The organism is Pseudomonas sp. B20(2017) (assembly GCF_002113125.1).
Lineage (GTDB): Bacteria > Pseudomonadota > Gammaproteobacteria > Pseudomonadales > Pseudomonadaceae > Aquipseudomonas.
Genome location: NZ_NEJP01000002.1, coordinates 47677 through 66439, shown reverse-complemented (window position 1 = coordinate 66439; position 18763 = coordinate 47677). Strand labels below are relative to the sequence as shown.

General features: G+C 60.8%; 17 protein-coding genes and 2 pseudogenes. 6 read left to right on the top strand and 13 right to left on the bottom strand.

Annotated elements, in window-relative coordinates; translation table 11 throughout:
- Positions 1–111: 111 nt before the first annotated feature.
- Positions 112–1029, top strand: coding sequence for a lipid kinase YegS (gene yegS, locus CAF63_RS03315; RefSeq protein ID WP_085683401.1), 918 nt, complete (start codon positions 112–114; stop codon positions 1027–1029).
- Here the strand turns inward: yegS and CAF63_RS03310 are convergent.
- The 3 genes from CAF63_RS03310 to CAF63_RS03300 form a co-directional block, all read right to left on the bottom strand.
- Positions 1013–1672 carry a response regulator transcription factor gene (locus CAF63_RS03310; RefSeq protein WP_085683400.1) on the bottom strand — a complete coding sequence of 220 codons (660 nt, stop codon included), beginning with the start codon at positions 1670–1672 and terminating at the stop codon, positions 1013–1015. The genes yegS and CAF63_RS03310 overlap by 17 nt on opposite strands.
- Positions 1669–2562, bottom strand: coding sequence for a sensor histidine kinase (locus CAF63_RS03305; RefSeq protein ID WP_085683399.1), 894 nt, complete (start codon positions 2560–2562; stop codon positions 1669–1671). Before CAF63_RS03305 ends, CAF63_RS03310 begins: the two co-directional genes overlap by 4 nt.
- A 484-nt stretch (positions 2563–3046) precedes the next feature.
- Positions 3047–3517 (bottom strand): hypothetical protein, encoded by a 471-nt coding sequence (locus CAF63_RS03300; protein WP_085683398.1) that lies wholly within the window; start codon positions 3515–3517, stop codon positions 3047–3049.
- Positions 3518–3969: 452 nt separating this feature from the next.
- Between CAF63_RS03300 and CAF63_RS03295 the strand changes: the two genes are divergently transcribed.
- Entirely contained in the window at positions 3970–4905 is a 936-nt protein-coding gene (locus CAF63_RS03295; protein WP_003226705.1) for a chemotaxis protein CheV, read from the top strand.
- Positions 4906–4995: 90 nt separating this feature from the next.
- The gene (locus CAF63_RS03290) at positions 4996–5802 is read left to right on the top strand and encodes an MOSC domain-containing protein (RefSeq protein WP_085683397.1); all 807 of its coding nucleotides are present in this window, start codon (positions 4996–4998) and stop codon (positions 5800–5802) included.
- A gap of 71 nt (positions 5803–5873) precedes the next feature.
- On the opposite strand, the gene CAF63_RS03285 is transcribed toward CAF63_RS03290, so the two are convergent.
- From CAF63_RS03285 to CAF63_RS03250, 9 genes and pseudogenes are all read right to left on the bottom strand, one after another.
- Positions 5874–6158, bottom strand: a complete 285-nt coding sequence (locus CAF63_RS03285; RefSeq protein ID WP_007940055.1) for a pyrimidine/purine nucleoside phosphorylase — start codon at positions 6156–6158, stop codon at positions 5874–5876.
- A gap of 82 nt (positions 6159–6240) precedes the next feature.
- Entirely contained in the window at positions 6241–6783 is a 543-nt protein-coding gene (locus CAF63_RS03280; RefSeq protein ID WP_011335265.1) for an exonuclease domain-containing protein, read from the bottom strand.
- Positions 6784–6852: 69 nt separating this feature from the next.
- Positions 6853–7203: pseudogene (locus CAF63_RS29135) on the bottom strand (acetyl-CoA carboxylase biotin carboxyl carrier protein subunit); the annotation flags it as partial.
- A gap of 128 nt (positions 7204–7331) precedes the next feature.
- Positions 7332–8814, bottom strand: a pseudogene (locus CAF63_RS03275) (acetyl/propionyl/methylcrotonyl-CoA carboxylase subunit alpha); the annotation flags it as partial.
- 117 nt (positions 8815–8931) lie between these two features.
- Positions 8932–9729, bottom strand: a complete 798-nt coding sequence (locus CAF63_RS03270) for an enoyl-CoA hydratase/isomerase family protein (protein ID WP_085683395.1) — start codon at positions 9727–9729, stop codon at positions 8932–8934.
- Complete coding sequence (gene atuD / locus CAF63_RS03265) at positions 9726–10883, bottom strand: citronellyl-CoA dehydrogenase (protein ID WP_085683394.1); 1158 nt, start codon at positions 10881–10883, stop codon at positions 9726–9728. The genes CAF63_RS03270 and atuD overlap by 4 nt, the downstream gene beginning before the upstream one ends.
- Before the next feature lie 29 nt (positions 10884–10912).
- Entirely contained in the window at positions 10913–12529 is a 1617-nt protein-coding gene (atuC, locus tag CAF63_RS03260; RefSeq protein ID WP_085683393.1) for a geranyl-CoA carboxylase subunit beta, read from the bottom strand.
- 3 nt (positions 12530–12532) lie between these two features.
- Positions 12533–13402, bottom strand: a complete 870-nt coding sequence (locus CAF63_RS03255) for an SDR family oxidoreductase (RefSeq protein ID WP_085683392.1) — start codon at positions 13400–13402, stop codon at positions 12533–12535.
- 12 nt (positions 13403–13414) lie between these two features.
- Positions 13415–15205: an acyclic terpene utilization AtuA family protein gene (locus tag CAF63_RS03250; protein WP_085683391.1), complete on the bottom strand. Its 1791-nt coding sequence runs from the start codon at positions 15203–15205 to the stop codon at positions 13415–13417.
- Positions 15206–15399: 194 nt separating this feature from the next.
- On the opposite strand from CAF63_RS03250, the gene CAF63_RS03245 reads away from it, so the two are divergent.
- From CAF63_RS03245 to CAF63_RS03235, 3 genes are all read left to right on the top strand, one after another.
- Positions 15400–16023 carry a TetR/AcrR family transcriptional regulator gene (locus tag CAF63_RS03245; RefSeq protein WP_007955773.1) on the top strand — a complete coding sequence of 208 codons (624 nt, stop codon included), beginning with the start codon at positions 15400–15402 and terminating at the stop codon, positions 16021–16023.
- A gap of 91 nt (positions 16024–16114) precedes the next feature.
- Positions 16115–16912, top strand: coding sequence for an ABC transporter substrate-binding protein (locus CAF63_RS03240; RefSeq protein ID WP_085683390.1), 798 nt, complete (start codon positions 16115–16117; stop codon positions 16910–16912).
- Positions 16913–16999: 87 nt separating this feature from the next.
- The gene (locus CAF63_RS03235) at positions 17000–18013 is read left to right on the top strand and encodes a GNAT family N-acetyltransferase (protein ID WP_085683389.1); all 1014 of its coding nucleotides are present in this window, start codon (positions 17000–17002) and stop codon (positions 18011–18013) included.
- A 71-nt stretch (positions 18014–18084) separates the two neighbouring features.
- On the opposite strand, the gene CAF63_RS03230 is transcribed toward CAF63_RS03235, so the two are convergent.
- Positions 18085–18639 (bottom strand): RNA polymerase factor sigma-70, encoded by a 555-nt coding sequence (locus CAF63_RS03230; protein WP_085683388.1) that lies wholly within the window; start codon positions 18637–18639, stop codon positions 18085–18087.
- Positions 18640–18763 lie beyond the last annotated feature (124 nt).

Sequence of the window (18763 nt, the reverse complement as noted above, 5' to 3'; positions counted from 1 at the left end):
CATGCTGGAAGAGCATTCCTGTTGCTGGAATAAGTCACGGCAACTGCGACTTTTTTGCGGGTGTTGAGGGTCAAGATGTCTCGTAGTGATTCAATTCCGGGAGTGGTGAAAATGAGTGAACGCAGGGCATTGATGATTTTGCATGGCAAGCAGGCACTCAACGAGGATGTTCGTGCTGCTGTCGAGGCCAAGCGCAAGCAAGGCTGGGAACTGGCGGTGCGCCTGACCTGGGAGGCAGGTGATGCTCAGCGGCTGGTGGAGGAGGCGCTGGCGGCCGGATTCAGTCAGATCGTCGCTGGCGGAGGGGACGGCACCCTGCGCGACATCGCCGAGGCGCTGGCGGCGCAGCCGGGCAAGGCCAGTCTGACGCTGTTGCCACTGGGAACCGCCAACGATTTTTCGCGTGCAGCAGGTATTCCTTTGGAGCCAGCCGAAGCATTGGAGTTGCTTGATGCTCCCTCACATGCCATCGATCTGGGTGAAGTGGGCGGGCAGATCTTCTTGAACATGGCCACCGGTGGATTCGGTAGCCAGGTCACGGCCAATACCTCGGAGGATCTGAAAAAAGTTCTGGGAGGTGCGGCCTACCTGTTCACCGGTCTCTCGCGATTCAGTGAACTGCATGCCGCCTATGGCGAATTGCAGGGGCCGGACTTTCACTGGAGCGGTGAATTATTGGCTTTGGGTATCGGCAATGGCCGTCAGGCCGGCGGGGGGCATGTGTTGTGTCCAGAAGCGCTGGTGGATGACGGTCTTCTGGATATCAGTATCTTGCCGGCGCCGCAGGAGCTGGTCGGCACGCTGAAAACCCTGCTCAGCGACGGTTTCGGCATCGATAACATGTTCGTACGGACCCGCTTGCCGTGGGTCGAGATCAAGGTTGCCGAAGGGCTCTGCATCAATCTCGACGGTGAGCCACTGGAGGGCGACAGTCTGCGGTTTGCGGCGCGCTCCGGAGCCTTGCGTGTGCATTTGCCCAAGGACTCGCCGCTGTTGAGCACAACGACCCGGCTCAGTCGTCCAGACTGATGATCTGTTCCCGCACGGCAAACAGCACCAGGCCCGCCACATCGTAGATCTGCAGGCGTTTCATGATCTGCGAGCGGTGAGTTTCGACCGTCTTGATGCTCAAGCCCAGACCATTGGCGATTTCCCGTGTGGACTTGCCGCGTACGATCAGACGCAGGATTTCCAGTTGGCGTGCTGTCAGGTTGTGCGACTCGGTGACTTCCGGTTGCTGCTTGAGGTTGCGGGTCAGCGCCTGATTGATCACGGTGTGAGCGATGGCTGGGCTCAAGTAGCGCTCGTTGTTGCGCAGTGCTTCCAGTGCGTGTTCGAGCTCGGTGGCCGTGGTGTCCTTGAGCAGGTAACCGTGAGCGCCGGACTCCAGCGCCTGCATGATCAGCGCGGGGTCGGTGTGCATCGAGAGAATCAGCACTTTGGCGTGCGGGCGTACGCGTCTGAGCCGCTGGAGGGCTTCCAGTCCGCCGGTTTCTTTCATGGAAATGTCCAGCAATACGATATCGGGAGACAGCTGCTCGACCATCTCGAGCAGCTGCGAGCCGTCATTGGCCTCGCCGATCACCGCATAACCGGGAATATCAAGTACCAGGGCGCGTACGCCGGCCCTGATCAGCGAGTGGTCATCCACCAGAAGTAAGTTACAAGTCAACGCATAACCTTATTCGTACTGGCCCGCTCGAGTGCACGGGGCGCCCAGGGGAATAGTGCTTCGATTTGAGTACCTTTGCCCGGCTCGCTGGTCACGCTCAGTGTGCCGCCCAGTTGCTCGATCCGTTCGGCCATTCCGGCCATGCCCCGTTGTCCTTCGCGCCCCGGGTTCGCTGCCGGGGAAAAGCCCAGGCCATCATCGCTGATCAGCAAGGTCAGGCCCTGCGGCAGGCGTTGTACGCGGATCAACAGGTTTTTGGCCTGTGCATGGCGAAGTATGTTGGTGACCGCTTCCTGAGTGATGCGAAAGGCAGCGACCGCCATTTCTTCGGGGATCCCATTCAGGCGCTGCTGGCAATCAAGACTCCAGTGCACCGAAGTATTGGCCAATACCTTGAGCAAATGCGCCCGCAGGCTTGCTTCCAGGCCAAGGCTGGTCAACTGCCGCGGATTGAGAATGGCCGAGACGTCGCGAACCTTGTTGAGGGTTTCTTCCAGGGTCTCGCAAAGGACCGAGCAGTGTTCCTGCATATCTGCGGGCAGGCGGCGCTTGAGCCATTCGCTTTGCAGCTTGGCGGCGGTCAGCAGCTGGCCGATATCGTCATGCAGTTCACGACTCAGGCGATGGCGCTCGTTTTCCTGGACTTCCAGCAAACGGTCGGCCAGTTCCTGAGGCTGGAACTTGATGGATTTGCGCGACAGACGATGTTGGGTCCAGACGCAGCCGGCAGCCGCCACGTTGATCAGCAGCAGGCCGAGCGGCAACGGCGCAGAGAAGCCATAGCACAACAGGCTGCCCAAGGCCGAAGCCGTGCACAACAGGAGTGTGAACCTGCGGGCATTTTCTCGAGAGGGGGGCCATGTGGTGATTGACTTGAGGCTGGCGTACATAGCGGATGGAGCCAATGGATGTTCGCTGCGGGCAGACCGGTCAGAAGGGCTGGCGGTCTCTGTCTGGAAAACTGTCATTCAGGTTGTTGATTTCAAAGACGGTTCAGTGATCGATAATTGAGCGCCAACTTCGCTGGAGACCGATCATTGAAGTCACATTGCCATTAACTGAAACAACTAACGGGCGGCATAATACCACTTAACATACCGTTGGTCGCGTTTGCCCTATATGTCCAAAGAGTCAGGAAACAGGCCATGTTGGACGACGGTTCCATTATGGAAAAGTTGAAGTACCTGACTCGATAATTAGCGATGCAGCCGCAAGTTTTCTTTTACACAGGAAAACCCTGACATCCGTGGAGGATAGTCCGCATTCATCGCTCGTAATTATTTATTGGAAGAGGTCGCGGGCAGGTATGAATTATTCAATTGCGACATACGACTGCGAGAACTGACGGGCCTGAACAGCCCATGGTGTATCTCGTTACGCCTGGTGCTCCGACCAAGTGACGAGGGACATTGGCTTGCCATTGAGCGGCAATTGGAAGTGAGCCTGTCCGACCTGACAGGCAAAGGCTTCTATAAGCGATGCCTGTTCGCTTTCATCCAGTCCAAGCTGGCCGGTGCGTGGGTCAACCAGTTCCAGTTGCCAGGCCATCAGGGTGAAGCACTCTTTCAGTGCTTCCAGGGCCTGCGCATGCAAATCCACGTGATCCTGTACCTGGGTGAGCAAGCCATGCAGGTGCAGGGAAAATCCGGACACCGCCTCCAGTGACAGGGCATCGGCCTTGTTCGCAAGCTTCAGGAGGGTGCTGAGCATGCAATCGATGGCGTCCTTGTCATTGCTGATCAACTGCAAGTGACTGAGACATTCTTCGGACTTGGCCAGGAGCATTTCAGCCTCGACAAGAAATTCGGGGAAGCGCTGCGTCCAGTCATCACGGTCGTTCGGCATGCTTATCTCCACCACGTCATGTCTGATGAGGGAATGCCGTGTGTGTCGACGATCATGAACCGTCGCGAGACCGCGCCCCGGTGTGCATCCGCACGGACCTGGGGTTTCAAGAGGATGTGTTTCCACTGAACTGCGATCGCACACAATAGCCTGACTCCGTTCATGCAATGAGAATGGCGTCACATTAATGGCTATTGGATATCGCGAACATCAGGTTGGGCCTGATTGTTACTAGGGGATTCCCTTAGGCACGGGAACCTGTCGCGCAAACCGAGGTCGCGCCGAAGAGAATGTAGCAGATGATTTCACCGGGCCAGTAAAGCATGATGTTAATGTGACATCAATGCCTGTTCGTGGCATTTTGTTAGTGATTTGTGACGGAATCAAGATCCGTCAGATCCAGCCGATAACCCCCAATAGTGAATTCATCAGAACAAGCCCAGGAGTCATTGATGGCCGGCATTCTCGACACGGTAGACCAACGCACGCAACTGGTGGGTGAGAATCGCCTGGAAATTCTCATGTTTCGACTGGCCGGACGCCAATTGTTCGCGATCAACGTGTTCAAGGTTCAGGAAGTCCTGCAGTTGCCGAAACTGACCCTGATGCCCCAGCGTCACCCGTTTGTCTGCGGTGTGGTCAATCTGCGTGGGCAGACACTGCCAGTGATCGACCTGTCCCAGGCGATCGGCATGCGTCCGTTGGTGCCGGGCCCGAACAGCACGATCATCGTTACCGAATACAATCGTTCGGTGCAGGCGTTCCTCGTCGGTGGCGTGGACCGCATCGTCAACATGAACTGGGAAGCCATCCTGCCACCGCCGACCAGCGCCGGTCGCCAGCATTACCTGACGGCCATCAGCAAGGTCGACGATCAGTTGGTGGAAATCATCGACGTCGAGAAAGTCCTCGCCGAAATCGTGCCGTACAACGCCAAGGTATCCCGCGACAAACTGGACGATCCGGTGCTGGAACGAGCCCGTGGTCGCGAAGTGTTGCTAGTGGACGACTCCAACGTGGCGCTCTCGCAATTGCGCGACACCCTCGGCCAGTTGGGCGTGAAAATGCACATCGCCAGCGACGGCCTGAAAGCCCTGAACATGCTCAAGGCCTGGGCGGACACCGGGGTGAACATGACCGACAAACTGCTGATGGTGTTCACCGACGCCGAAATGCCGGAAATGGACGGCTATCGCCTGACCACCGAAATCCGCAACGATCCGCGCCTGCGTGGCCTGTATGTGGTGCTGCACACCTCGCTGTCCGGCAGCTTCAACGACTCGATGGTGAAGAAGGTCGGGTGCGACAACTTCCTCTCCAAGTTCCAGCCGGACAAACTGGTCGATGTGGTGCGCCAGCGTCTGATGCTCGACGAAGTGCCGGCCTGATCAACCTGTCGAGACTGACCCTGCGTCAGCCTTTGATTCGCTGACAAAGCTCGTATAGGGTGGCGTTTTTGACCCACCAGGGAGCTGGCCATGCTGCGTCTGAGCGCGCTTTATCGTTACCCGTTGAAATCCGCCAAGGGCGAGGTCCTGCAAGGGATCGGCCTGGACAAACTGGGGCTTGAGGGCGACCGACGCTGGATGCTGGTGGACGAGGCCAGCGGGCGGTTCCTGACCCAGCGTGCCGAAGCGAGGATGAGTCAGCTGTCAGCACTGTGGAATGCCGCTGGCGGTCTGACGCTCAGCGCGCCGGGGCATTCGGCAATCGATGTCGCCTTGCCCGGCAGCGACGACGACCTGCGTGGCGTAACCATCTGGCGCGATACCTTGCGCGTACCGGATGCCGGCGAGGAGGCGGCCCGCTGGGTCAGCGATTTCATCGGCAAGCCAACCCGACTGGTGCAAGTGCCGCTGGATCGCGCCCGTACGACTCAGGCCGGGTACGGTCACGATGACGACCAAGTGGCGTTTGCCGACGGCTTTCCACTGTTGCTGATTGGTGAGGCCTCGCTGCAACGCCTGTCGCAGGAAGTCGGGCGTCCGCTGGAAATGCTGCGGTTCCGGCCGAATCTGGTGATCGAAGGCAGTGACGCATACGCCGAGGATGGCTGGAAGCGGATTCGTATCGGCGATGTCGAGTTCCGCGTGGTCAAGTCCTGCTCGCGGTGCATTCTCACCACGATCGATCCGCAGACCGGTGAGCGCAGCGCTGACCGCGAACCACTGGCAACCCTGCAAAAGACCCGTGCTCAGGCCGATGGCGCGATGTTTGGCCAGAACCTGGTCAATGACAGCAATGGTCGACTTGAAGTCGGCATGCCGGTGGAAATCCTCGAATAACCCGCCCTGAAACGAAAAATGCCCGTGTCCTTGGACACGGGCATTTTTTATGACCGCCGAAAACCGTGGGTTCAGCCGCGGTATTCGCACAGGTAAGCGGTGTCGACGGCCACTTTCAGCTGGAACTTGCTGTTGGCGGGCACGTTGAACTGGCTGCCGGCGGCGAAGGTTTCCCAGTCGCTGCTGTCCGGCAGTTTGACGGTCAGTGCGCCCGAAACCACGTGCATGATTTCACGCTGGCTGGTGCCGAATTCGTATTCGCCCGGGGCCATGACGCCGATGGTCGCAGGACCTTCAGCGGTGCCAAAAGCGATCGACTTGACGGTGCCGTCGAAGTACTCGTTGACTTTAAACATGGGCGATTCCTCTCGAAAAGGGCTTAAAAGGGTTAAAAAGGGTCGGCCAGTATGCACAAGGCTTCTGGCGCCGTCACCTGCGCTAGAGCGGCAGCACCAATGGCAATAATCGGGCGGTATTGCGCGCATCTTCCAGCGCCCGGTGCTGTTGACCGGTGAATTGCATGCCCGCCAGTTGCAACGCGCCATTAAGCCCCAGAGGTCGTTCGAGACGGCGGGCCTTGGCAAAGCGCTGTTTGAGGTTCATGTGCGGCACCCGGCTCAGGGCGCTGTCGAGTTGCAGGCGCTGCCATTCCTGAAGCAATTGCTTGCGGTCGTAATCGCCCCAGCTGGCCCAGCCTTCAAGGCGTGTCTGGTGCTGACCGAGCCAACGCTCGAAGGCCGGCCACACTTCGCTCAACGGCTGCGCCGCGTCTATGTTGGCTTGGGTGATGTGCGTGAGTTCGCGGCAAAACGGCGTCAACAAGGGGCGCCGCGTCGGTTTGACGAAGCGCTGAAAGTGATCCTGCTCGCGACCGGCACGATCCACCAGGGTCGCGCCGATCTCGATGATCTCCATTTCCGTAACCGGCCAGCCACCCTCATCGGTGGTGGCTTCCAGATCTATGACCAGCCAATGGGGCATCGCAGGGTTCCTGATTTCCGCGTCCTGATTATTCAGAGCGTAGTCAAACCTTGCGGATGCGCGCGGCGACTACTCGACCTGCAACAGAACCTGACGATTTTTTACCTGATCGCCGACCTTGACCTGCACCCGCTTGAGCACGCCGTCGATGCCGGCTTTGAGCGGGTGCTCCATTTTCATCGCTTCCAGCACCACCAGCAGTTGGCCCTTGCTGACCGGGCTGCCTTCACTGACGAGCACGTCGATGATGGCGCCATCCATCGGGGCTTTCAACGTGCCGGAACTGACGCTGGTCTGACTGTCGATCACTGCGTGAGTTCGATCCACCAGATGCAGGCTGCCGGGGTGGGTGAACAGCCAGAGCTGGTCGTCGCGCAGGCGATAAGCATGGCGTTGGCGCAGGCCTTCGATTTCCAGAGTGATGCCCCCTGCAGAGTGCTCGATCAGTCTGAGTTCGATTACACGTTCCGCCACCCGCACTTCAAACGCGTTATTCGAACTGGCGCGCAGTTGCACGTTCCAGTCGCGGCCGTCGAGACCGATGCGATAGAGCAACGGCGCACCGGCGTTGTTGCGCCATCCTGACAACGGGGCGCGGTGTTGCTGCGCGGCGGATTGGTAAAACAGCAGCGCCGCGACGGCCAGCTCTTCGGCACTGGGCGAATAGGCGTACAGGCAGTCGTGATCTGAGAAGTGTTGAGGGATAAAGCCCGTGCCGAATTCCCCGCTGATGAACTGCGGATGCTGCAACAGGCTGGCGAGCAACCGCTGATTGCTCTGCACGCCCAGCAACACGCTGTCCTGCACCGCACACAGCAGTTTGCGCCGGGCCTCTTCGCGGGTTGCGCCGTGGGCGATCAGTTTGCCGAGCATCGGGTCGTAGAACGGTGAGATCGACTGCCCGTCGATCAGGCCGTGATCAATCCGCGCCCCGCGATCCAGTGCCGGCGCCCAGGCTTCGACCCGCCCGGTTTGCGGAAGAAAACCCTGGGCCGGATCTTCGGCGTAGAGGCGCACTTCCATGGCGTGGCCATTGAGTTTGACCTGCGCTTGCGACAGCGGCAGCGGCTGACCTTCGGCGACCGACAGTTGCCATGCCACCAGATCCAGCCCGGTGATCAACTCAGTCACCGGGTGCTCGACCTGCAACCGGGTATTCATCTCCAGAAAGTAAAACCGGCCATCGGCATCAAGCAAAAATTCCACCGTGCCAGCACCGACATAGCCCACCGCACGCCCGGCCTTGAGCGCCGCTTCGCCCATCGCCTGGCGAAGTTCTTCGTTCATCACCGGGCAGGGTGCTTCTTCGATGACTTTCTGGTGGCGGCGCTGAATCGAGCAGTCGCGCTCGCCGAGGTAGATCAGGTTGCCATGCGTGTCGCCGAACAACTGCACTTCGACATGGCGCGGTTCGATCAACGCCTGTTCGAGGATCAGTTCGTCGCTGCCGAAACCGTTCAAGGCTTCGGAGCGTGCTGTGCGTAATTGCGCTGCCAGTTCAGATGCGTGGTGCACCAGGCGCATGCCGCGCCCGCCACCACCGGCGCTGGCCTTGATCATCAACGGGTAACCGATGCGCTCGGCTTCACGGGTCAGGGTTGCGTCGTCCTGCTCCGCGCCTTGATAGCCAGCGATGCACGGCACACCGGCGGCGAGCATGGCGATTTTCGATTGTCGTTTGCTGCCCATCAGTTCGATGGCTTCGACGCTGGGGCCGATGAAGGTCAGGCCGGCCTGTTCGCAAGCCCGGGCGAATTCGGCATTTTCCGAGAGGAAACCGTAGCCGGGATGGATTGCATCGGCACCACTGCGCCGGGCGGCGTCGAGGATGGCCGGGACGTTCAGGTAGGACTGCTGCACCGGCGCCGGGCCGATATTCACCGATTGATCGGCCATCTGCACGTGCAGTGCGTCGGCGTCGGCGTCGCTGAAAACGGCGACCGTGCGATAACCAAGGGCCTGGGCGGTGCGCTGGATGCGGCAGGCGATTTCACCGCGGTTGGCGATCAGGATTTTGTGGAGGGCGGGCATGGTGGTTTTCCTGAATGTTGGCGGTGAATTGAAGGGCCTCATCGCGGGCAAGCCCGCTCCCACAGGAGTCAGTGGAGCTCACAAAAACTGTGGGAGCGGGCTTGCCCGCGATGTTTTTTAAGAGGCCCACCTCGGTTTGCGCTTTTGCACAAACGCCATCGTGCCTTCGATGCCTTCGGCACCGATCACCGCTGCGCTGAACCACTGCGCGGCTTCGTCCAGCAATTCTTTCGACGGCTGGCCGGCACTGGCCAGCAGCAGTTTTTTCGTCACCGCATTCGCCTCCGGGGCGCAACACAAGACGTGGTCGAGCACTTCATCCAGTCGCTCGGCGAGCGCCTGCGGATCCTGCTCGACAAAATGCACCAGCCCCAGGCGTCGGGCCTGATGGCCGTCGAAGCGGGCGGCGGTCAGGGCCAAACGTCGGGTTTCAGTCAGACCGATGCGTTGCACCACAAATGGCGCGATCTGCGCCGGTAACAAGCCGAGGCTGGTTTCCGGCAAACCGAATTGCGCCTGATGATCGGCGATGGCGATATCGCTGACACACGCCAGGCCGAAGCCGCCCCCGAGCACCGCGCCCTGCAACACCGTGATCAGCACTTGCGGCGCGTGCTGCGCTTCTTCCAGCAACGACCCGAAGGCACGGTTCAGATCGCGATAGGCATCGCTGCCCTGGGCGCGGGCATTGGCCATGTCCTTGATGTCGCCGCCGGCACAGAAATGCCCACCGGCACCGCTGAGCACCAGTGCGCGAACGCCGCGGTCATCGCGCACCTCTGCCAGCACGGCGCGCAACTCGGCGACCATTTGCAGGCTCATGGCGTTGCGGCTTTCCGGGCGACTGAGGGTGATGTGCAACACGCCGTTGTGCCGTTCCAGCAGCAGCGTCTGGCAATCGGGCAGGGCGCTCATTTCTTTTTCCCCGGCAAGATGCCCATGAGTTTGCAGATGATCCCCAGCATGATTTCATCGGCGCCGCCGCCAATCGACACCAGCCGCACGTCGCGGTAGGCGCGGGCCACCGGGTTGTCCCACATGAAGCCCATGCCGCCCCAGTATTGCAGGCAACTGTCGCTGACTTCCCGGCCGAGGCGCCCGGCCTTGAGCTTGGCCATCGAGGCCAGTCGGGTGACGTCCTGGCCTTTCACGTATTGCTCGGTGGCCTGATACACCAGCGCCCGCAGGCATTCGATTTCGGTCTGCAATTCGGCGAGACGGAAGTGGATCACCTGATTGTCGATCAGCGCGTTGCCAAAGGTCTTGCGTTCCTTGCAGTACTCGATGGTGCTGTCGACGCAGTATTCCAGGCCTTTGATCATGTTGGCCGCGCCGAACAGACGTTCCTCCTGGAACTGCAGCATCTGCATCATGAACCCGGCGCCTTCGTGACCGATGCGATTGCGCTGGGGCACGCGTACGTTATCGAAAAACACCTGGGCGGTTTCCGAGCTGCGCATGCCGAGCTTGTCCAGATTCGAACTGAGGCTGATGCCCGGCGTGTCCATCGGCACCATGATCAGCGACTTGTTGACGTGCGGCTTGTCGTCCGAGGTGTTGGCCAGCAGGCAGATGAAGTCGGCGCTCGGCGAGTTGGTGATCCACATCTTGCTGCCGTTGATCACGTAGTCGCCGCCGTCCTTGCGTGCGGTGGTCTTGAGCCCGGCGACGTCGGAGCCGGCACCGACTTCCGAGACGCCGATGCAACCGACCTGCTCGCCGCTGATCGCCGGGCGCAAAAACTCTTCGCGCAATTCATCGGAACCGAAGCGGGCGAGGGCCGGGGTGCACATGTCGGTCTGCACGCCGATCGACATCGGAATGCCGCCGCAATGGATGGTGCCGAACTCTTCCGCCGCAACGATCGAATAGCTGTAATCCAGGCCCATGCCGCCGAATTTTTCCGGCTTGGAAATCCCCAGCAGACCGAGGTCGCCGGCCTTGCGGAAAATCTCGTGGATAGGAAAACGCCCGGCCTTTTCCCACTCATCGACGTGCGGGTTGATTTCGTGCTCGACGAACTGGCGGACAGTACGGCGCAGTGCTTCGTGTTCCGGGGTGAAGATCATTTTTATTGTTCTCCTTTAATCCGTGGCGATCAGAACCGGCTGACGCCGAAGCTGTTGGGTTGCAGCGTGCGCACGTCGGCTTCGTGGCAGATGTCCAGCAGGTAACCGAGCAGAGTGCGGGTGTCGCGCGGATCGATCAGCCCGTCGTCCCACAGGTTGGCGCTGCCGTAGAGGGCGGTGGACTGGCTGTCGAGTTTCTGCGCGGTGACCTGCTCCAGCATGTCGAGCATTTTCGGGTCCGGCACCAGGCCGTCCTTGAGCTGCTTGGCTTCGGTGACGATCCGTAGCACCTTGCCGGCCTGGGCGCCGCCCATCACGGCGGTGCGGCTGTTGGGCCAGGCGAAGATGAAGCGCGGATCAAGCCCGCGCCCGCACATCGCGTAGTTGCCCGCGCCGTAGGAGCCGCCGACCACGATTGTCAGTTTCGGCACCCGCGCATTGGCCACGGCCTGGATCAATTTGGAGCCGTGCTTGATCACCCCGTGCTGTTCCGATTCGGTGCCGACCATGAACCCGGTGGTGTTGTGGAAAAACAGCAGCGGCGTCTGGCTCTGATCGCAGAGCTGAATGAACTGCGCCGCCTTGCTCGCACCGTTGGGCGTGATCGGGCCGTTGTTGCCGATGAAACCGCAGGCGCGGCCCTGAATTTTCAGGTGCCCGCAAACGGTCTGCTGATCGAACTCGCCCTTGAACTCCAGGAAGCGTGATTCATCGGCGATCCGAGCAATGATTTCGCGCACGTCGTAGGGTTTTTTCGGGTCGTCCGGGATCAGGCCGAGCAGTTCGTCGATGGGGTACAGCGGCTCCTTGAATTGCGGCTCGGGCAGCCACGGTATTTGCTCGTTCCAGTTCAGCAGGCTGACGATTTCCCGCACCTGACGCACGCCGTCGGCATCGTTTTCGGCCAGGTATTCGGCGGTGCCGGCGACTTGCGCGTGCATCTCGGCACCACCCAGTTCTTCGTCGGTGGCGACTTCACCGGTCGCTGCTTTAAGCAACGGCGGGCCGGCAAGAAACAGCTTGGCCTTGCCGCGCACCACCACCACGTAGTCCGACAACCCCGGCTGATAAGCGCCGCCGGCGGTGGCCGAGCCGTGCACCACAGTGATCTGCGGCAACCCCATGGCCGACATCCGCGCCTGATTGGCAAAACTGCGTGCGCCTTCGACAAAAATTTCCGCCGCGTAATTGAGGTTGGCGCCGCCGCTTTCGGCGAGGGTGATGACCGGCAGTTTGTTTTCCTGGGCGATCTGTTGCAGGCGCAGGGATTTTTTCAGGCCCGACGGGGAAATCGTCCCGCCCTTGATCGCGCTGTTGTTCGCCACGATCAAGGCGCGCACGCCGGACACGTAACCGATGCCGGCGATCAAGCCGCCACCGGCCGAGCTGCCGTCCTTGTCGTCGTGGAGTTTGTAGCCGGCCAGGCTCGCCAGTTCGAGGAATGGCGCGCCGGGGTCGAGCAGCAGATTCAGGCGCTCACGGGGCAGCAATTGTCCGCGCTTGTCGAATTTCGGTTTGGCTTCGGCGGCCTTGTTCAGCAGGTTCTGTTCGAGCTGCTGGACTTGCTCGATGGCCGCGAGCATCGCTGCGCGATTGCGGGCGAAGGCTTCGCTGTGCGGGTCGAGTTGGGACTGGATCTGCGGCATGGCTTACTCCTTGTCCTTCAAGACGTCCGGCATATAGGCCCGGTGAAAACCGTTGAAGGATTCGCCGTGTGTCGCCTTGTGCAGTGGCCAGGCGCGACTGCCCAGGCTGGCCGCACCGTCGATACGCAACGTGCTACCGCTGATAAACGAGGCGGCAGGGCTGAGCAGAAACACAATCGCCGCGCTGACTTCTGATTCGGTGCCGATGCGCTTGAGCGGCACGTGTTCGCGCAAGGTCGGGATCACCGCTTTGAACGCGCCTTCGTAGGTGTCCATGCCGCTGGAAGCGATCCACCCCGGGGCTACCGCATTCACTCGAACGCCGGCATAACCCCATTCGAACGCCGCTGTTTTGGTGAAGTTGTCCATGCCCGAACGCGCGGCGCCGGAGTGGCCCATACCGGGCATGCCGCCCCACATGTCGGCAAGCATGTTGACGATGCTGCCGCCGTGTTTGCTCATCGACTGGTTGAACACTTCCCGGGCCATCAGGAAACCGCCGACCAGATTGGTGCGCAGCACGGTTTCGAAACCTTTCTGATTGATCGAGGCCAGGGGCGACGGGTACTGGCCGCCGGCATTGTTGACCAGCCCGTGGATCGGCCCGTGTTCGCGAATCAGTTCGCTGACTAGCGCCTTCACTGCTTCTTCGTCACGGATATCGCAAGCCTTCCAGTGCGCACGGCCGACGTCCTCGGCGATTTCGGCAGCAACGGTTTGCAGCTTTTCCGGCTTGCGCCCGACCAGCACCACGGTCGCCCCGAGCGCCGCCAGTTCATGGGCGGTGCAACGCCCGATGCCACTGCCGCCGCCGGTGACGATGACGGTCTGGCCGCTGAACAGATCAGCCCTGAAAATCGATTCGAACGCCATGGTGCCAATCCTCTAGTCGAACTGTTCGGCGATGCTCTGCGGCACCGGGATCTGGATTTCCAGTAGTTGTTGAGCGAAGGCCTTGCCTTGCGGGTCGATGCGCAGGCTCGCCACGCCACCGCCGCCGAGGGCGTTTTCCAGCAGGAAGTTGAGGCTGTGGGTGCCCGGCAGATACCAGCGTTCGACCCGGCCGTAAATCGGGTCGAGGACATGACTCATCCAGTCCACAACCACCGCCGGGGTCAGCGCCTCGGCGATCCACGGCAGGTATTCCGGGCGGCGTGGCATGACGCCGATGTTGCTGTGGTTGCCCTTGTCGCCGGAGCGCGCCACGGCCAGTTTCACCAATGGCACGCTCGCGTCGGCGCGGCCCTGGGGTTTGGGTGTTTCGTGGGGCAGGGGCAGATCCTGACTGTCGAGGGTGGCGGGGGCGGGCAGGGCAAACAGATGAGATTCGCCAGCGATGTCGATCTGCAATGTGCAGGCGCTTTTGTCGATCAGGAACGAGAACAGCCGGATCAGCGGATACACCGTCGGCCGCCCGCCGACGATGCCGGTCAGGCCCGGCGCCATGCCGGTCGCGGCCTGGGCGATCTCGCGGGAAAACAGGATCAGTGCCTGCTTGTTCGGGTGGCGCACGGCGAGTTTGATCACCACTTCGCGGCTGTCCCGACGCTGGCCGTGAGGGCCGTAGGTGGCTTCGCTGCCGAGCAGTTCGACGTGGGTTTCGGTGTAGGGGCCCAATCCTTTCTGGTCGAGCATTTCCGAGGTCTTGTCGAGGATCGCCTGGCTGACGCGCCGGGCTTTCTCCACGGCATCGATGCCGGCGATCAGGCAACTGGCGGTGCAGCGGAAACCGTCCGGATACGTGGCGCTGACCTTGTATTGGTCGCTGGGCGGCAGGCCTTTGGCGCCGTGGACCCGGACGGCGTTTTTGCCTTGTTGCTGGAGTTTAACCTCGCTGAAATCGCAGACCACATCCGGCAACAGATAAGCCTGCGGATCGCCGATTTCGTAGAGCATCTGTTCGCCGACCGTCAGCGGTGTGACCAGCCCGCCGGAGCCTTCCGGTTTGCTGACGATGAACTGGCCGTCGGCGCTGACTTCGACGATCGGGAAACCGATGTGTTCGTAATCCGGCACATCGCGCCAGTCGGTGAAGTTGCCGCCGGTACACTGCGCACCGCATTCGATGATGTGCCCCGCCAGGGCTGCTTGCGCGAGTTTGTCGTAGTCGTGCCACGACCAGTCGAATTCGTGCACCAGCGCGGCGCTGACCACTGCGCTGTCGACCACCCGGCCGGTGATGACGATATCGGCGCCGAGGCGCAGGGCTTCGACAATGCCCGGCGCGCCGAGGTAGGCGTTGGTCGACACGCACATCGGCGGCAGCGGGGCGCCGCTGAACATTTCCGTGATGCCTTGGGAGGCGAGGTGTTTTACGCGGGGTTGCAGGTCATCGCCCAGCAGGACGGCGATTTTCAGCTCTACGCCGGCCTTGTCGCAGGCCGCTTGCAGCGCGGCGGCGCAGGCCTTTGGGTTGACCCCGCCGGCATTGCTGATGACGCGAATGTTCTGTTCGGCCAGTTGTGGCAGCAGGGGCGCGAGGACTTCAATGAAGTCTCCTGCGAACCCGGCCTGCGGGTCCTTCATGCGTGCGCCGGCCATGATCGACATGGTTATTTCGGCCAGATAGTCGAAGACCAGATAATCCAGCTGTCCGCCCGCCACTAACTGCGCGGCGGCGGTCGAGGTGTCTCCCCAGAATGCGCTGGCGCATCCGATGCGAACCGAGGTGGGCATTTTGATCTCCGACTCAGGAACCTGTGACAGAAGTGCATCGAGACTACCAAGCAAGCGCTTGGTTTGTAAACGCCTGGAATTATCTTCTGCCCAAGCGCTTGCTTGGTCACCGCCGGCGGCTTAAATTGCCCGCGCAACCCCGCCGTTTCTGCGGCGTACGGCGCATTTGACTGATCGACTGTAGGAGAGAACGGGTGGACGAGCAAAAAGCCCTGAGGGTCATGCGTGAACTGGTCGATGCCGGCCAGCTGACCGATCCGGACAGCGCTCGCGGCAAACTGCTGCAAGTGGCGGCCCACCTGTTCCGCAACAAGGGCTACGAGCGCACCACGGTGCGCGATCTGGCCGGTGCCGTGGGGATTCAGTCCGGCAGCATCTTTCATCACTTCAAGAGCAAGGATGAAATCCTGCGCGCAGTGATGGAGGAAACCATCCGCTACAACACCGCGCTGATGCGTGCAGCCCTTGCTGATGCCGCCGATGTGCGCGAGCGGGTGCTGGCGCTGATCCGCTGCGAATTGCAGTCGATCATGGGCGGCAGCGGCGAGGCGATGGCGGTGCTGGTGTATGAATGGCGCTCGCTGTCCGAAGATGGCCAGGCAAAAGTGCTGGCGCTGCGCGACATTTACGAAGACCTCTGGCTGCAAGTGCTGGGCGAGGCCAAGGAGGCGGGCTTCATCCGTGGCGATGTGTTCATTACCCGACGTTTTCTCACGGGCGCATTGTCCTGGACCACCACCTGGTTCCGCGCCGGCGGCAGCCTGAGCCTGGATCAACTGGCCGAAGAAGCGCTGATTCTGGTGCTCGAAGAGCGCTAGGCGCTTTCTATCGGGCCGGGAAACTGGCTAACTGGGCGAAACCGCCTAGCTTGAATGCAATGATCGGTACTTTTTCGGGGAGTGGGGTGTTTTGAAGTCTTCGCCAATTCGGACGGCCGCCGGGCTGATGCTCGCAGCGCTGGCTGCATTATGGGTATTGCCTGCTCCGGCGGCGCAAGTGGTTCGGGTGGGCGCGGCGCATTTTCCGCCCTACACCATTCGCCCGGAAAACGGCGCAGATACAGGGCTGCTGCCGGAGTTGGTCGCGGCTTTGAACAGCGCCCAGAGCGACTATCGTTTCGAGCTGGTGCCCACCTCGATTCCTCGCCGGTTCGGCGATTTCAAGGATGGCCGCACCGACATGGCGATCTTCGAAAACCCGGAGTGGGGCTGGAAAGACATTCCCCACACCACCGTCGACATGGGCCTGGAGGACGCGGAGATTTTCGTCGCGCAGAACAAGCCCGGTCGCCAGCAGAATTACTTCGCCGATCTCAAGGGCAAACGCCTGGCGCTGTACAGCGGCTATCACTACGAATTCGCCAATTTCAACGCCGATCCCAAGTACCTCGCGGAAACCTATAGCGCCACGCTGACCTATTCCCACGACAGCAACCTGTTGATGGTCTTGCGCGGGCGTGCGGACGTTGCGCTGGTGACCCGCTCGTACCTGTTCGATTACCTGCTGCGCAACGAAAAAGTGCGCGACGAATTGCTGGTGTCGCAACGCATCGACCAGATCTACCACCATTACGCCATTCTCAGCCCGAAGGCGCCGATCACCGGCGAGGCGTTCGGCAAGCTTTTGCAAGGTCTGCGCGACAACGGGCAGATGCTGAAGATCTTCGATCCGTACAAGATTGCGGTGGTGCCGGTGCCGCAACAATGACGGACGGTTTTTCGCGCCTGGCCTAAATTTCCCGCCTCGGCTCACGTCCCATCGTTGAACTGTCGACGATTACCGTGAGCCCGACCCATGTCCAATCTGAATGACCTGACTGCCCTGGCCCTGCCTTCGGGCAGCCAACTGGTAGCCGATGCCACCGAAAGCCGTCTGAGCCTGAGCCTGGACGGGCAACCGCTGATTCGCCTGCGTCTCGATCGTGAAGGCCAGGGGCCGATCCAGATCGATGAACGCTACGCACTGCCGCCGGGCCAGGCGCTGTGGGCGGCCTGTTATTGGCTGTTTGCCCGGGATCCGGCGCGTCAGCAATTGATCTGGCAACTGGATCAGACGCCGACCGAAGCCTTGCTCAGCGGTTTGCTGGTGAGCAGTGAAGTGGCAGGCGAATATCGCTGCGAGCGCACGCTGTTCTGGCAACTGCCGCAGCCGTGGCTGGGGGCCTCGCTGACCGGCAGTTATCCGCAGCAGATGGTCATCAGCAATGGCAAGCGTCATCCGCTGCGCCCGGTCAAACCGCGTGGTGAGGTTTATCGGCGTTTCGATGCGCGCCTCGGTGCCTGGATTTCCCTGCGAACGGTGGAGATCGAGCAGGATCTGGCGCGTTTCAATCGCTGGCAGAACAGTCCGCGAGTTGCCAGTTTCTGGCAGGAAGAGGGCAGCCTCGAACAGCATCGCGAGTACTTGAGCAAACTCGACGCCGATCCGCACACGCTGACCCTGATCGGTTGTTTCGATGATCAGCCGTTTGCCTATTTCGAAGCCTACTGGGCCAAGGAAGATCGCATCGCGCCGTTCTACGATGCCGACAATTACGATCGCGGCATTCACATGCTGGTTGGTGAGGAAGACCATCGTGGCCCGCACAAGGTGGCGAGCTGGCTGTCTGCGCTGGTGCACTACCTGTTCCTGAATGATCCGCGTACTCAGCGAGTGGTCGCCGAACCGCGTGCCGACAACGCGAAGATGATTGGCCACATGCACAACCAGTGTTTCCACTGCGAGAAGGAGTTCGACTTCCCGCACAAGCGCGCGGCGCTGATGATCCTCGGGCGCGAGCGCTTTTTCGACCGCTGCACGCTGGTGTGACACTGCGCTGAAAAAAAAAAGATCGCAGCCCTTCAACGAAGGCTGCGATCTTTTTTTGCGGCCGGTTTTTATCAGCGGCGGTTCGCGGACACTGCGTCGGCGCGGCTGCCGGATACCTTGCGGCAATGCACCAGCGCATCGCGAATCATGAAGTTGACCAGGGTCGGCGAAACGCCGAGTTCCTTGGCGATGTCCTTCTGCGGCACGCCGTGCAGACGGTACATCTCGAAGGCGTAGCGGGTGCGGACCGGCAGCTCGGTCAGCGCGTCGGCGATGTGTTCCAGGGTCGAGAAGTTGATGTGCGAGGTTTCCGGCGAGGCGCCCTGAATGACCACGTTCATCCCTTCCTCCTCGGGGCCGGCGTACTTCTGCTCCAGCGCCTGTTTGCGGTAGTGATCGATCGCAAGGTTGCGCACGATCTGGAACAGATAACTCAGCTGGGCCTTGATCGACGACGTGATCGGCGGTGCCGATTGCAGTCGGAAGAACGCATCCTGCACCACATCTTCGGCGCGTGACCGGCAGCCGGTAATGCGGGCTGCAATCTTGACCAGAATCAGTCGATTGTCGACGAATGCCTGAAGTAGCGGTGAATCGCACCTGCTTGTGGATACTTGTTCCGTCATGGAAATCACCTTGCTGCCAATAGGTTAGGGGGACGCCTGGGGGACGGGGCCGTCCTACACATCGAGCGACAAATTATGTTGAATGATAATGATTGTCAATTGAGAAAGAGAACTAATGATCCAT

Bases quoted from the DNA above. Each gene is read 5' to 3' on its own strand.
- yegS (WP_085683401.1), top strand. From the start codon at position 112: ATGAGTGAACGCAGGGCATTGATGATTTTGCATGGCAAGCAGGCACTC.
- CAF63_RS03305 (WP_085683399.1), bottom strand. From the start codon at position 2,562: ATGTACGCCAGCCTCAAGTCAATCACCACATGGCCCCCCTCTCGAGAA.
- CAF63_RS03300 (WP_085683398.1), bottom strand. From the start codon at position 3,517: ATGCCGAACGACCGTGATGACTGGACGCAGCGCTTCCCCGAATTTCTT.
- CAF63_RS03295 (WP_003226705.1), top strand. From the start codon at position 3,970: ATGGCCGGCATTCTCGACACGGTAGACCAACGCACGCAACTGGTGGGT.
- CAF63_RS03290 (WP_085683397.1), top strand. From the start codon at position 4,996: ATGCTGCGTCTGAGCGCGCTTTATCGTTACCCGTTGAAATCCGCCAAG.
- CAF63_RS03285 (WP_007940055.1), bottom strand. From the start codon at position 6,158: ATGTTTAAAGTCAACGAGTACTTCGACGGCACCGTCAAGTCGATCGCT.
- CAF63_RS03280 (WP_011335265.1), bottom strand. From the start codon at position 6,783: ATGCCCCATTGGCTGGTCATAGATCTGGAAGCCACCACCGATGAGGGT.
- CAF63_RS03270 (WP_085683395.1), bottom strand. From the start codon at position 9,729: ATGAGCGCCCTGCCCGATTGCCAGACGCTGCTGCTGGAACGGCACAAC.
- atuD (WP_085683394.1), bottom strand. From the start codon at position 10,883: ATGATCTTCACCCCGGAACACGAAGCACTGCGCCGTACTGTCCGCCAG.
- atuC (WP_085683393.1), bottom strand. From the start codon at position 12,529: ATGCCGCAGATCCAGTCCCAACTCGACCCGCACAGCGAAGCCTTCGCC.
- CAF63_RS03255 (WP_085683392.1), bottom strand. From the start codon at position 13,402: ATGGCGTTCGAATCGATTTTCAGGGCTGATCTGTTCAGCGGCCAGACC.
- CAF63_RS03250 (WP_085683391.1), bottom strand. From the start codon at position 15,205: ATGCCCACCTCGGTTCGCATCGGATGCGCCAGCGCATTCTGGGGAGAC.
- CAF63_RS03235 (WP_085683389.1), top strand. From the start codon at position 17,000: ATGTCCAATCTGAATGACCTGACTGCCCTGGCCCTGCCTTCGGGCAGC.
- CAF63_RS03230 (WP_085683388.1), bottom strand. From the start codon at position 18,639: ATGACGGAACAAGTATCCACAAGCAGGTGCGATTCACCGCTACTTCAG.